Genomic DNA, 13,810 nt, shown 5'->3' on the forward strand with positions numbered 1-13,810 from the left:
ACGCTCCCGGACCGGAACCGGCTCCGTCCGTGCCCGTGACTCTCACCTGTGACCCGTCCGTGGCGGGTAGCAGTGGGTCATTCCGCGTAAACTCGGCTCACGTGAGCCTGAGCATCGGCATCGTCGGATTGCCCAACGTCGGCAAGTCAACGCTTTTCAACGCGCTGACGAAGACCGCCAACGCCCTGGCGGCGAACTATCCGTTCGCCACCATCGAGCCCAACGTGGGCATCGTCGGCGTTCCCGACCCGCGTCTTGAGAAGCTGGCCGAGATCTTCGGATCCGCCAAGATCCTTCCGGCGAAGGTCGAGTTCGTCGACATCGCGGGTCTGGTCCGCGGCGCCTCGGAGGGACAGGGGCGAGGCAACCAGTTCCTCGCCAACATCCGTGACACCGACGCGATCTGCCAGGTCATCCGGGTCTTCAACGACCCCGACGTGACCCACGTGGACGGCGGCGTCGCCCCCGGGCGCGACATCGAGACGATCAACACCGAGCTGATCCTCGCCGACCTGCAGACGCTGGAGAAGGCGATTCCCCGCCTGCAGAAGGAGTCCAGGACCAACAAGGACCGCAAGGCCGCGCTCGACGCGGCGGAGGCGGCGTTCAAGCTCCTCGACGGCGGCACCACCCTGTACGCCGGGGCCAAGGGCGCGGGCATCGACCCGAAGGACCTGCGCGAGCTGCACCTGCTGACGGCCAAGCCGTTCCTGTACGTCTTCAACCTCGACGCCGACGAGCTGGTGGACGACAAGCTCCGGGCCCAGCTGTCGGCGCTCGTCGCACCGGCCGAGGCCGTCTTCCTCGACGCGAAGATCGAGTCCGAGCTCGTCGAGCTCGACGACGCCGAGGCGCTGGAGCTCCTGCAGTCCGTCGGCCAGGAGGAGTCGGGGCTGACCCAGCTGGCCAGGGTGGGCTTCGAGACCCTGGGGCTGCAGACCTACCTGACCGCCGGCCCCAAGGAGACCAGGGCCTGGACGATCCGCAAGGGCGCCACCGCCCCCGAGGCGGCCGGGGTCATCCACACCGACTTCCAGCGCGGTTTCATCAAGGCCGAGATCGTCTCCTTCGACGAGCTCGTGGAGGCCGGGTCCATCGCCTCCGCCCGCCAGGCGGGCAAGGCCCGTATCGAGGGCAAGGACTACGTCATGCGCGACGGCGACGTGGTGGAGTTCCGCTTCAACGTCTGACCGCTCGCGGGTCACGAACTCACGTGTCACGAAGGAGTCCCCGGCCCGCCGGTGGGGCGGCCGGGTGTTCCCTTCCGAGGGGGCCCGTGGGGATCTGAGGGGACCCGAGGGAACGCGGCCTGCCCGCCGTCGGGGGTCACGTCCATGGGTGTGGGGTACGGGCACCCGGGGCGGGGTGGGCCGACCGGGTTCCGGCGAGGGGCGCGGCGCCGCGCGTGCCAGGGGCACTCCGGACCCCTCACTCACCCCCGTCGTGCTTTCCGCCGCCCAGACAGGCCCGGACACAGGCAGGCCCGGACGATTGCCCACCGCATCCGAGGGTCCATCCCTGGCCGGACGTGCTGAGTCACGCTATTTGGGGGTTGTCACCCTAGGTGACGTATTTCGTGTTAAATGCGCAGGTCGCGACAGTCCGGGGGCCGTCCAGTTAGCAATGGGTGGCTTTTGAGTAATCAGCCCACGCGCTGGCCAGGGGTAATGCGCTTTTCGCGGGTCATCGGCGGCATCGGCGGCCTCGTCGGCGTTCCAGACCGGGTTTGCTCAGTCATCGCGATGCCTGCAGCATAGGCGTGGCTTTCCTGGAAGAATCGGCTGGGCGGCTAGAGTAAGTGCGTCACCATGGCCAATGGGATCGGCGGCGATACGACCCCGCACCGGCCGAGGATTGACGCGAGCGGAGGCGTGATGGCTCGAAGGTCGACGGTCCAGCGTGATCCCCGGATCGCTGGCGACCCCGAGCTGTCGGCATACCCGGACTTTCCCGACGATTCCGATCTCGATCGCGCTCCGGCGCGCGGGCGGGGCGCGTCGCGCGGACGCTGGTCCGGTGGAGGCGGTCGCTGGCTGGTGTGGACCGGCCGTGCCGTGCTCTGGGCGCTGATCGTCGTCATCGTGGTGAACGGGGTCCGTGCGCCCTTCGAGCGCTTCACCCAGCAGAACGCCCCCTCCGGCGCGGCGTCCGTGCCGGACGACGGATTCCCCACGGCCCAGGCCTCGGCCTTCGCGGCGCAGTTCGCCGAGGTCTACCTGAACTTCGACGGGGCCCGCCTCTCGGAGAGGGAGGCGAGGCTCGCCCCCTACCTGCCCGAGGGCGCCGAGGCGCAGTTCGGCTGGGACGGTTTCGGGAGGATGAGCGCTGGAGCGGTGCAACCGTACGGGATCGAGGTCGTCGACACCGCCAACGCCGTCGTCACCGTCGCCTACCAGTCGGATGACCGCCGCCAGCTCCTGTCGGTGCCCGTCTACCACAACCGGGCCGCGAAGAGGTTCGTCGTCGCCGGGCGTCCGGGCATCCTGCCCGCGCCGAGGGTGGCCGACCTGCCGCCCAAGGCCGCGCCCGAGCGCGACCGAACCGCGGAGCAGGAACTGCGCACCACGCTCGAGGACTTCTTCAGGGCGTACGCGGGTGACACCACCGCGCTGCAGCAGTACGCCGACGCCGGGGTCACCCTGCAGGGGTTCGGCGGCGCGTTCACCTTCCAGCAGCTCAAGGACTTCATGGTGCCCCTCGACGGGGGGGCCACCCGCAAGGTGACCGCGACGGTCCTGTGGGGTGTCCCGTCGAAGGCGGAGCCGTCCGCCGAGCCGGAGCCCGCCGACCCCGGCCAAACAGGAGGCAAGCTGGAACAGTCCTACTTGCTCACCATGGTCAAGCAAGGCGACAAATGGTTCGTCAAGGACATCCGCGGCGCATATCGATCTGTGGCGGGGTAACGCATGATCGAATGGTGCCGGTCCACGGTGAGCAGACCCCCCTTGATCGATGAGCCGCCGGTCCGGGTCCCCGCGCTTACGCGCCGCGGGCCCGTCGCCGCCCGGCGGGCACGATCGTGAGTACGGAGGACAAGAAGTGATTCTCAAGACCATGCTGCTGAGCGCCATAGAGCTCGCTCAGCCCACAGCTCCTCCGGCGGGCGTCAACACCGAGGGCCTCGCCGACTTCCTCCGCAGCTTCTTCGCCCCGCTCTTCCTGGTCATCGTCTCGGTGGTGGCCCTCTTCTTCCTCTTCACCCGTGAGATCACCAGGTTCGTCCAGTTCATCATCCTGGCGATCGCCATCGGAGTGATCTTCTACGTGCCGAACATCATCGAGGTGACTGCCAAGGCGATCGCGGGCGCACTGGGCATCTCGGGGGGTTGAGACCGGGTTCGAACGGTCAAACAAGGAGAGGCGGAGAGGAGGATCACGTGGATCTGCCCACGTACACCAATATCTGGAGGATCGAGAAGCGGCTCTACAAGCTGTACGACCTACGGCTGCCGATGCCGCTCCCGATCGTCTGGATCGGTGGGTTCGTGGGAGTGCTGGCCCCGTGGTCGCTGCTTCTCTACCTGCTCGGCCTGCCCTTCGCCGCCCCCTGGCACGTGCTCTACCTGGTGCCGCCCGGTATCGTCACCTGGCTCTCCACCCGGCCGGTGATCGAGAGCAAGCGGCTCACCGAGCTGCTCCAGTCGCAGGCCCGCTACGTGGGGGAGCCGCGCACCTGGTGCCGGATGGCCCCTCTCTCCGAGCCCGCCGAGGTCACGCTGAGCGGCCGGATCTGGCGGGCCGCGCCGCAGCACGCGGCCGTACGGGTCAAGGCGTCGCGCAAGGCCAGGCACGCCCAGTCCAAGCGCGCCGCCGCCCGCTCGCGCGAGGTGCGTCCCGCCGTGGCCGCCGCCGCGGCGGCCGCCGCCACCGCTCCGGTGGCCCGCGAGCGCGTCGCCTGGGCCGAGGTCCACGCTCCTCGACAGGGCGCCGCCCCGGCTCTCGGCCGGCCCTCGGCCGTCGAGGCGCCTCGGGCCGTCGAGGCTCCCTGGGCCGTTGAGGCGCCCCCGGTCGTCGTCCCCGCCGTCCTCCCGATGCCTCCCGCGCCTTTCGCGCCTTCCGTGCCGCGCGCGCCCCTGCCCGTCGTGTCGTCCCTCCCGGGGCCCGTCGAGACCCCAGCCTCCGAGCTCGCCGAGCCCGGGGCCGCCTCCGAGGTTCCCGCCTCCAAGGACTCCGAAGCCTCCGCGTCCGGCTCCGGGGCCTCCGCGTCCGCCTCCAAGGTCGCCGCGTCCGCCGAGGAGACCGGGTCCGTGCCCGGTACGCCGGTCGTGGGCTCGGTCTCGCATCCGTCCGCCGACCCCTCCACCGGACGGCCCGGGAGGCGGGAGGACCGTGTTCCGGCGGCCGGATCCGCCGCGGGGCAGGCGGGCGATTCGAGGGACGAGGCTCCGGCGGCGTCCGGCGCGACCGCGGCTCCGGCCGCTCCCATCGGCACCGAGGCGCTGCGGCGCCTGCGCAGGCTCGCGGCCTCCGCCGAGGCCCAGCGCGCCGCCACCGCCCCGGCCGCGGCGAACACGCCTCCCGTGCCGACCCCGCCGGCCGCGCCCCCCGAGGTGATCGCGCCCGCCGCGCCCGCCGCGCCCTTTGAGACCGCCGTGCCCTTCGAGGCCGTCGCCCCCACCTCGAAGCCTTCCGTCCGGCAGCGGCCGGAGGCCCCGGCCGTGCCGCCGCCCTCGGTTCCCGAGCCGCCTCGGGTGGAGACGCCCGCCCCGGCCCGTGAGGTGCCCGCCGAGCGGCCGACCGTCGTGCCCGACCCCGCGGGGAAGCCCTCCGCCCCGGGCGTTCCTTCCTTCGTGCCGAGGTTCGTCGGACCGGCGCCGATCGGGCACCGCGCCACGGAAGCGGCCGGGCTCCCGCAGGACAGGCAGGACGAGGAGAGCGCGCGGCGCCAGCACCGCAAGGGGCAGCCCGCGCCGATCGGGCGACCGGCCGCCACCTCGCAGGCGTGGCCGCCGGAGAGGAACACGGGCGCGCAGGGAGGGCCCGGTGCCCCGGCTGGTACCGGCGTCCAGGGAAGCGGCGTGTCGATCCGCGCGGTCCCTTCGGGATCGGCCACGGCGGATCCGGTCGCCCCCGCGGTGCCGGTGACAGGTTCCCCGCGCGGCGAGGCCGAGACCAGGGTCCGCCGGGTGGAGTCGGTGGTCGGCCGGGACTCCTCGGGCGGCTGGCGGCGGCTCGCCCAGGTGGTGATCGGACCCGGCGGCGGTGGCCGTACGGACGGCTCGGAGATCGACGAGGCGCGGGCCAGGGCGGTGTTCAGCGGCAGCCGCCGGGTGGTGGTCCTAGGATGCACCGGCGGTGCCGGGCAGACCACGACCGCGCTCATGCTCGGCCACACCCTCGCCCGTTACCGGGAGGACCGGGTTCTCGCGGTCGACGCCAGCACCGGCTCCCACGCCCTGTCCGGCAGGATCCAGGGCGAGTCGCCCGAGACCCTGAGTTCCCTGCTCTCCGGGCTCGACAACGTCCAGGGATACCTCGGCATGCGCGCCTACACCAGCCGCTGCGCCTCGGGGCTGGAGGTCCTCGCCGGAGACAGCGACGCCGGTGCCGAGCAGCGCCTGTCGGACCGCACGCTCTTCTCCGACCGGCGGCTCGGCCAGGCGATGGACATGCTCGACCGGCACTACAAGACGATCGTCGTGGACCCGGCGGCCGCCCTGGCCGCGCGGGTCCTCCCCTACGCCGATCAGCTCGTCCTCGTCGTCCCGGCCAGCGAGGACGGGCCGGACGCGGTGGCCATGACCTACGAGTGGCTCGACGGGCACGGCTGCGCCGACCTGCGCCACCGGGCGGTCATGGTCGTCAACGGGGTGAGCCGCCGCAGCATGGCCGACGTGGAGCAGGCCGAGGCGGTCGCGCGGGGCAGGTGCCGGGCGATCGTCCGGGTTCCCTGGGAGGACGCGCTGGCCCCCGGCAGGGCCGATCGGGTGGAACCGTCCCACCTGAGGGCACCGGGCCGCCGGGCGTACCTCGCCCTGGCCGGTGTCGTCGTGGCGGGCTTCGGAACGGTTCAGGCGGGTCGACCCAGCGAGGAGGAACTAGCCCAGTGATCCCCCGGGCGCGAGGAGATGTGGTGAACGGGCGAGACGAGGTCCAGGTGGTGAGGCAGGCCGGCGTCCGGGCGAGCGGGTCGGGCCGGGCGCGGGCGAACGGGTCGTACGAGGTTCGTGCGGCCGGGCCGGGCCTGGCCGGACCGGAGCGGGCCGGTACGGGCCGCCTCGGCGGGGTTCGTCAGGGTGGGCCGGGCGAGGTGCGGGCGAGCGGGTGCGACGGGATCCGGGCCGGCGAGGGGTCCGGAGGCCACGAAAGCCGCGGAGACCACGAAAGCCATGGAGGCCGCGGAGGCCGTGAGGGCCGTGAAGGCCGCGGAGGCGGGACCGCGCGCGCGGTGGGGGAGGGGCTGTGAGCCGCGCCTCCCGGACGCGCAGCCGTCTGGCCGTCCGATACTTCGACGATCGGATCCTGCTGACCGACTCGTCGGTCTGGGCCTACTTCAGGCTTCCCACCGTGAGCTACGAGTTCATCACCCCCGAGGAGCGGGAGGCGCTGGCCACCAACATCACGATCGCGCTGGCCGCCATCCGCATGCCCGACGCCGAGGTCCACCTGCGCGTGGCGCACCGCACCTACCCCGCCGCCGAGTGGGCGATGGCGCTGAACGCCACCTCCGACGAGGGGCCGGGCTGGCGCGACTACCTGGAGGACATGTACCGCCACGTCTGGGCCAAGGACTTCTGGACCAAGGAGGTCTACCTCGGCGTGCGGCTCGGCACGCGCGGGCGGCAGCTGGGCACCGGGGTCCTCTCACAGCTCTTCGGCTTCTACCAGCGCAGCGAGAAGGCCCTGGGCATCGAGGACGACCACGTCCCCAAGGCCGAGATCGCCAAGTGGTCCGAGCAGGCGGAGCGGCTGGGCAGGGCGCTGTCCGCCAGCGCGCTGTACGCCAGGCACGCCACCTCCGTCGAGCTCGCCTGGCTCTTCCAGCACGCCACGACCGGGTCCCTCGGCGACCCTCCGGCCTCGGCGAGCCCCAAGCGCCGGTGGGGGCAGGGGGAGATCGAGTCCCTCGTCGAGGGGCAGATCCACAACGGCAGGGCGCTGCTGCGCATCGAGCAGCCGCAGGGCGACTCCTACGTGGCGCACATGTCCTTCGCCCGCTTCCCCGACCTCATGCCCTTCCCCGACGGCGAGCCGTGGATGCACTTCGCCGACCAGCTGCCCTTCCCGGTGGAGATCAGTTCGAGGATGCGGCTGATCCCGCCGGTCAAGGCGAGCAAGGACGTGGCGCGCAAGCTCGCCCACGCCCGCGACATGGACATCCACATCCGCGAGGCGGGCGCGGAGGCGCCGCTGGCCCTGGCCGAGCAGATCGACGCGGCCCGGATGCTGGAGCACGGCATCACCAAGGAGCGCCTGCCGTTCGTGTACGGCTGGCACCGCCTGATCGTGTCGGCCCCGACCGAGGAGATCTGCGTGCAGCGGGTCGAGGCGGTCGTGGAGCACTACCGCGACATGGGCATCGACATCGTCAACTCCACCGGCGACCAGTTCTCGCTGTTCTGCGAGACGCTGCCGGGAGAGCGGGTCCGGGTCAACGCCTACGCGCAGCGGCAGCCGCTGCGCACCATCGCGGGCGGCATGGCCACCGCCACCGTCGACCTGGGCGACCGGGTGGACGAGAGCGCCTCGGGCTGGATGGGCCCGTACGTCGGGGAGACCCTGGGCCGGGCCCGCAGCATCGTGCACTTCGACCCGCTGGTGGCGGCGACGCGCAACCGGCCGACGGCCATCGCCATCACCGGCGAGCCCGGCGGCGGCAAGACCACGCTGGCGCTGCTGATGATCTACCAGATGGCGCTGCGCGGGGTGACGGTCGCGGTCATCGACCCCAAGGGCGACGCCGACTCGCTGGTGCAGCTGCTGAAGAAGCGGGGCAGGAAGGCGCGGATCATCCCCCTGGGCTCGGCGGCTCCCGGCCTGCTGGACCCGTTCTCGTTCGGCGACGACCTGGCGGCCAAGAAGACGATGGCCACCGAGACGCTGCGGCTGCTGCTGCCTCGCATGTCGGAGGAGCGCGAGTCGGCGATGATCCAGGCGGTCGCCGCGGTGTCCAACGCCGAGGACCCGTCGCTGGGCAAGGTCGTCGACTTCCTGGAGCGGGCCGAGGACGCCGCCTCCAAGAACCTGGGCGCGGTGCTCCGCTCCATGTCGGACATGCATCTGGCCAGGCTCTGCTTCGACCCCTCGGGCGGCGACCAGATCGACACCGAGGGCTGGACCACGGTCTTCACCCTGGGCGGCCTGACGCTGCCCGACGCCTCCACCGGCCGCGACGACTACTCGTACGAGCAGAGGCTGTCGGTGGCGCTGCTCTACCTCGTCGCGCAGTTCGCGCGGGGTCTGATGAACGGCCTGGACCGGCGGACGCCCAAGGCGATCTTCCTGGACGAGGCTTGGGCGATCACCTCCACTCCCGAGGGCGCCAAGCTGGTGCCCGAGGTCAGCCGGATGGGCCGCTCCCGCAACACGGCGCTGGTCCTGGTCTCGCAGAACGCCGGAGACCTGCTGAGCGAGCAGGTGACCAACTGCCTGTCGTCGGTCTTCGCGTTCCGCTCCACCGAACGGGTCGAGGTGGAGCACGTGATGGCGCTCCTCGGGGTCGAACCGTCCGAGGAGCACAAGGCGGTGCTGCGCTCGCTCGGTAACGGCGAATGCGTCTTCCGGGATCTGGACGGTCGCGCGGGCCGTATCGGGGTGGACCTTATCTCGGATGAGCTGCTGCGCTGGCTGGACACGAATCCGACCCACGACAAACCCGACGAGAAAGTGCATGATCTTCCTGGGGGCGACAGAGTCGGTAGGCCGGGGGCTGCGGCGCTGGAGGTGCGGTCATGAAAGGCTCCCGCAAGGGGCGTGAGGGCTCTCGTGAGAGACGGTCCCCCAAGGGGCCGAAGGGTCCTCTTGGGCTTCGCAGGCTTCGCGGGGCGACGGGCTCCCGCGGGAGGGGTTCCCGCAGGGGACGGCTGGGCAGGCGGATCGCCATCGGGCTGGTGGCGCTGGCCGCCTTCCTCGCGCTGCCGCTGGTGTTCCCCGCCGACACGTCCACGGCCGTCGCCGCGGCTCCCTGCGACATGTCTCCCGACCTGTCCCCGGACATGGTCGCCGGAGGCGTCGACGGCCTGATCCAGCCGCCGCTTCCCGACGCCGCCCAGCCGGGCGCCCCGGCGGCACAGGCCCCGGCGGTCCAGGGCAACTACGCGACGTACGGCATGAGCGGCCAGTTCTGGCACACCCACCTGCTCGGCTGCGACGACATCGCGGCGGTGATGGGCAACGCGATGGCCAACACGGTCTTCCTGTGGGCCAAGGCGCTGGACCGGCTGACCATCACGACCTACCAGGCGGCGGCCACCGAGGGCCCGCTGGAATCGATCAAGAACGTGGTCGACGACATGGTGGTCCGCCTGGCCGACGCCATGTACTGGCCGTACCTGCGGCCGCTGGTGATCCTCGGCGCCATCTGGCTGGCCTGGTACGGGCTGATCCGCAAGCGCGCCACCACCACCGCCGAGGGCGTCATCTGGATGGTCCTCGCGGTCACCGTGGCGGTCTGGTTCTTCAGCCGCCCCGGCGACCTCACGGGGCTGGGCAAGGTCGTCACCGACAAGACCGGCGAGGTGGTCAACTCCGCCTTCTCCGGGCTCCCCGGCGCGGGCGGGACCTCCTGCCTGCCGGCCAAGGGCGACGCCAACCCGCAGGTCAAGAGCGGCGGGTACGGCCAGAGCGGCGTGCCCGGCGTCGAGCAGAACTCCGACGCGCTCTGGTCCACCCTGGTCTGCAAGCCGTGGCTGATGGGCCAGTTCGGCACGGCCGACGCCGACGCCCCCATCATCAAGGTGTTCGGCGCGAAACTGCTGGAGATCCAGACGATCGACGCGGCCGAGATGAAGGCCGAGCAGATGCCGGAGGCGAACTCCCACCAGGCACGATATGAGACCGAGGTCGCCGACAAGCTGCAGAACACGCCGGTCTTCCCCCTTTTCCAGGGCAAGGACTGGACGAGCCGCCTGGGGGTCGCGATCGGCGCCCTCATGGCCGCGGTGGTCGCGGGACTGCTGATCTTCCTGGTGGCGGTCTCGCTGCTGGTCCTCAAGGTCGGCTTCCTGCTGCTGCTGATCCTCGCGCCGGTCTTCCTGCTGATCGGCGTCCATCCGGGATCCGGGCGGATCATCGCCATGCGCTGGGTGGAGATGCTGATAGGCACCCTGCTCAGACAGGCCGTGCTCGCCCTCGTCCTCGGCGTGCTCGTGTACGGCTACGCCCTGATCATCTCCACGGCGATGCCGTGGGGCATGCAGGTCATGTTCATGGCGATCCTGACGATCGCGGTGTTCTTCTACCGGCGGCCGTTCCAGCACCTGTTCTCGTCCATGGACGGGCACACGCTCACCACCCGGATGCTCGGCGACGCGGCGACCGCGCCGACCCTGCAGCGGGCCGCGTCCGTGCTGCCGCCGGTCGCGGCGGCCAGGGCGGGCCGGTGGGGCATGCGCAAGGCCGAGCCGATGCTGCAGGCGGCCGCGATGGCCGGCGGGGCCTCCGTCGGCGCGGCGGCGGCCGCCTCGGTCGCCCAGGGCAGGGTCCGCGGCGAGGACGGCGGTGCCACGCCGGCCACGCCGTCGGGCACCCGGGTCCCGGCGGGCGCGCAACCGGCTCCGCTCGACACCGACTCCCAGGCGGCCGGGCGGCGCAGGGGCGCCGGCAGGCCGGTCACCGCGGCCCGCCCCGGCGCGGCGCCGCCGCTCAACCTCTCCGGAGCCGGTACGGGAGGCGGCGCGCCCCCCACCAGGTCCGGAGGCTCCTCCGGGCGCGGGTCGAGCGGCTCGGGCGGGTCGAGCGGCTGGTTCGGCGGCCGTTCCGGCGGCTGGGCCCCGCAGGGAGGCTCGGGCGGCCGGTCGTCCTCGGGCGGCGGGTCCTCCTCGGCGGGCAGGTCGTCCGGTGCGCCGGCGGTCAGGCCCTCGGCGCCCCCGGCGGGCAGGTCCTCGGGTTCCTCCGGCTCCTCGGGGGGCGGTCGTTCGGGCACGAGCATCTTCGGCGGCGGTGGCTCCTCCCGGGGCTCCTCGGGTTCGGGCTCCTCGCGGGGCGGCTCCGGCTCGGGATCGCGTAACGGCGGCGGGTCCTCGCGCGGCTCCTCGGGTTCCGGCGGTTCCGGCGGGAGCATCTTCGGCGGCGGTGGCTCCTCGCGGGGCTCCGGTGGTCCGCGGAACCGGGACTCCGCAGGCAGGTCGTCCGAGGCGCCGCCGCTCTGGATCACCAGGCGGGCGGAGCGCGGCGGGGAGGCCGGTGAGCCGCCGCCGTTCTGGCTGCGCCCGTCCAACCGCGACAAGGACTGACAATGATCGAGGGAGGCAGCCGGCGGGGAGCCGTCTTCGCGGTGCTGGTCGTGATACTCGCCGCGGTCGGCATCTACGTGACCATGTGGTCGGACACCGGGGAGAGCCCGGAGACCCGGGCGGAGCCGGCGGGCGTCACCCGCACGGTGGCGTCGGGCCGGGAGCCGGCCGCGGAGCCGGCGCGCCCGGCGGCGACGGCCAGCAACGCGCCCTTCGACGTCTACTCCTACCTGCCGATGACCAAGCAGGAGCTGGCCGCGGCCGCCGACTACGCGCAGCGGTTCACCGCCGAGTACGGCACCTTCAGCTACGACGAGGACCCGGCGGTCTACGGCGACCGTCTCAAGGGGTACGTCACGGCGGAGTTCTCGGGGGCGCTGCTGCGGACCGTCACCTCGCCGGGCACCGTCGAGGCGAACAAGGCCGACGAGATCGTCTCCGTCGGAACGGCGCGCGTGAAGGGCATCCGGCAGATCGACAGCGCCTCGGTGGTCTTCGTGGTCGTCGGCACCCAGAACGTCACGGCCAGGAGCGGGGTGAACGAGAGGACCGCGGAGTACGCCGTCACGCTCATCCAGGTCGGTGCCGAATGGCGGGTCCACGATCTCCAGCCCGCCGACTCCGGCCAGGAGGGGGACGACCAGCCCTTCGAGACCGGCGCGACCGGATGACCGGCGGGACCGCGTACGGGCGCGGCGGGGTTGCGTACGGGCGTGGCGGGACGGGCGGCGGGTCCGCGTACCGGCGCGGCGGGGTCGCGTATGGACGTGGCGGGACGGGCGGCGGGATCGCGTATCGGCGTGGCGGGACGGGCGGCGGGGCCGCGTACCGGCGCGGCGGGACGGGCGGCGAGGTCGCATGAGGGACGGCAAACACCTCCGGCTCGCGCTGATCCTCGGAGTCGCCGGGCTCTGCCTGGTCACGCTGATCATGGCGCCGATGATGATGATCAGTAGTTTCCCGTCCTTCCCGTCGGTCACCGGGGAGACGCAACCCGACTGCGGGGAGGACGCGCGGGCGGCGGAGGACCTGTCGGAGACCGCGACGTCCGACATCCCCGAGGAGTATCTGAAGCTGTACCGCGAGCACGGCCGGAAGGTCGGCGTGCAGTGGAACGTGCTCGCCGGCGTCGGCAAGCGCGAGACCAACCACGGCCGCTCCACGCTCCCCGGCGTGCGGAGCGGCACCAACTACGCGGGTGCCGCCGGGCCGATGCAGTTTCTCATCAGCACGTGGGGCGGCAAGGCCAAGATCAAGATCCCGTCCACGTTCAACGGCTACGCCTCCGACGGCGACGGAGACGGCTGGGCCGACGTGTACAACCCGGCGGACGCCATCCTAGGCGCGGCGAAGATGCTGAAGCGGAACGGCGCGCCGGAGGACGTGCGGCGTTCGCTGTTCGTCTACAACCGCGCCTGGTGGTACGTCGACCAGGTCATGGAGATCGCCGGGAAGTACGCCAAGGACGGCGAGGTCACGACCCCGCCCGAGGCGGACGAGAGCTGCGACGAGCCCATGCTGCAGGCGGCGCCGACGAGCACGGTGGCCGCGATCCTCGAGTACGCGCTGGCCCAGCGGGGCAAGCCCTACATCTGGGGCGGCACGGGCCCGGCCGGCTACGACTGCTCGGGGATCATCTACATGGCCTACCGGAGCGTCGGCCTGACCATCCCGCGCACCACGTTCGGCCAGTGGCCGTTCGGCATAGAGGTTCCCGAGGGGGAGGAGCAGGCCGGGGACCTCGTCTTCTTCAACTCCGGGCCAGGAACCGGCCCAGACCGTCCCGGGCACGTGGGAATGGTGGTCTCTCCGGGCAAGATGGTCGAGGCGAGATGCCGGTTGTGCGGGCCGATCAAGGTCACCACCTACCGGGAACGTACCGGGATCGTGGGATTCACCCGGCCGTTGCAACATCCTCAGATCCTCGCGCAGCTGAAGGCGCGGGAGCAGGGCTGACAGAATCGGGAGCCATGGAAAAGGTCGTTGTGGGCGCCGCCATCGTCGACGGTGACGGAAAACTGCTCGCCGCCCAGCGTGCCGACCCTCCCGAGCTGGCCGGAGGGTGGGAGCTGCCCGGGGGGAAGGTCGATCCCGGCGAGGACGAGCACACGGCACTGGTCAGGGAGTGCCAGGAGGAACTCGGCGTGCTGATCGAGGTGGGCGAGCGCGTCGGCGGCGACTGGGAGCTCGCCGGCGGCTACGTCCTCCGGGTCTGGCTCGCGGTGGTCGCCGAGGGCAAGCCCGAGGCGAGGGAGCACCTAGATCTGCGCTGGCTGGGCGCGGACGAGCTTTACGAGGTGGCGTGGCTCCCCGCGGACCTTCCAATCGTCCGGGCGGTACAAGGTCGTCTCAACGATGGGCAAGGTCGGTTCAATAAGGATTGATCGACTCCGCAACGTGACATAACTGCTACTGGA

The 13,810-nt window shown here is 71.9% G+C and carries 9 protein-coding genes; all 9 read left to right on the forward strand.

Features of this window, described 5'->3' with window-relative positions; all coding sequences use genetic code 11:
* Positions 1–101: 101 nt before the first annotated feature.
* The gene (gene ychF / locus AB0F88_RS19115; RefSeq protein WP_362685167.1) at positions 102–1,190 is read left to right on the forward strand and encodes a redox-regulated ATPase YchF; all 1,089 of its coding nucleotides are present in this window, start codon (positions 102–104) and stop codon (positions 1,188–1,190) included.
* A gap of 684 nt (positions 1,191–1,874) precedes the next feature.
* The gene (locus AB0F88_RS19120; protein ID WP_362685170.1) at positions 1,875–2,903 is read left to right on the forward strand and encodes a conjugal transfer protein; all 1,029 of its coding nucleotides are present in this window, start codon (positions 1,875–1,877) and stop codon (positions 2,901–2,903) included.
* 151 nt (positions 2,904–3,054) lie between these two features.
* The gene (locus AB0F88_RS19125; RefSeq protein WP_329093688.1) at positions 3,055–3,330 is read left to right on the forward strand and encodes a hypothetical protein; all 276 of its coding nucleotides are present in this window, start codon (positions 3,055–3,057) and stop codon (positions 3,328–3,330) included.
* A gap of 47 nt (positions 3,331–3,377) precedes the next feature.
* Positions 3,378–6,050, forward strand: coding sequence for a TcpE family conjugal transfer membrane protein (locus AB0F88_RS19130; RefSeq protein ID WP_362685173.1), 2,673 nt, complete (start codon positions 3,378–3,380; stop codon positions 6,048–6,050).
* Positions 6,051–6,402: 352 nt separating this feature from the next.
* Positions 6,403–8,895 carry an ATP-binding protein gene (locus AB0F88_RS19135; RefSeq protein ID WP_362685176.1) on the forward strand — a complete coding sequence of 831 codons (2,493 nt, stop codon included), beginning with the start codon at positions 6,403–6,405 and terminating at the stop codon, positions 8,893–8,895.
* The gene (locus AB0F88_RS19140) at positions 8,892–11,393 is read left to right on the forward strand and encodes a type IV secretion system protein (RefSeq protein ID WP_362685181.1); all 2,502 of its coding nucleotides are present in this window, start codon (positions 8,892–8,894) and stop codon (positions 11,391–11,393) included. Before AB0F88_RS19135 ends, AB0F88_RS19140 begins: the two co-directional genes overlap by 4 nt.
* A 2-nt stretch (positions 11,394–11,395) precedes the next feature.
* The gene (locus tag AB0F88_RS19145) at positions 11,396–12,064 is read left to right on the forward strand and encodes a hypothetical protein (protein ID WP_362685184.1); all 669 of its coding nucleotides are present in this window, start codon (positions 11,396–11,398) and stop codon (positions 12,062–12,064) included.
* Between the two features lie 187 nt (positions 12,065–12,251).
* Positions 12,252–13,349 carry a bifunctional lytic transglycosylase/C40 family peptidase gene (locus tag AB0F88_RS19150; protein WP_362685187.1) on the forward strand — a complete coding sequence of 366 codons (1,098 nt, stop codon included), beginning with the start codon at positions 12,252–12,254 and terminating at the stop codon, positions 13,347–13,349.
* A 14-nt stretch (positions 13,350–13,363) separates the two neighbouring features.
* Entirely contained in the window at positions 13,364–13,777 is a 414-nt protein-coding gene (locus tag AB0F88_RS19155; protein ID WP_362685190.1) for a (deoxy)nucleoside triphosphate pyrophosphohydrolase, read from the forward strand.
* Positions 13,778–13,810 lie beyond the last annotated feature (33 nt).

The sequence above is a fragment of the Streptosporangium sp. NPDC023963 genome (assembly GCF_040639135.1).
GTDB lineage: Bacteria > Actinomycetota > Actinomycetes > Streptosporangiales > Streptosporangiaceae > Streptosporangium.

Coding starts and splice junctions, on each gene's coding strand:
- AB0F88_RS19120 (WP_362685170.1), top strand. CDS start 1,875: ATGGCTCGAAGGTCGACGGTCCAGCGTGATCCCCGGATCGCTGGCGAC.
- AB0F88_RS19125 (WP_329093688.1), top strand. CDS start 3,055: ATGCTGCTGAGCGCCATAGAGCTCGCTCAGCCCACAGCTCCTCCGGCG.
- AB0F88_RS19145 (WP_362685184.1), top strand. CDS start 11,396: ATGATCGAGGGAGGCAGCCGGCGGGGAGCCGTCTTCGCGGTGCTGGTC.
- AB0F88_RS19155 (WP_362685190.1), top strand. CDS start 13,364: ATGGAAAAGGTCGTTGTGGGCGCCGCCATCGTCGACGGTGACGGAAAA.
- AB0F88_RS19140 (WP_362685181.1), top strand. CDS start 8,892: ATGAAAGGCTCCCGCAAGGGGCGTGAGGGCTCTCGTGAGAGACGGTCC.
- AB0F88_RS19150 (WP_362685187.1), top strand. CDS start 12,252: ATGAGGGACGGCAAACACCTCCGGCTCGCGCTGATCCTCGGAGTCGCC.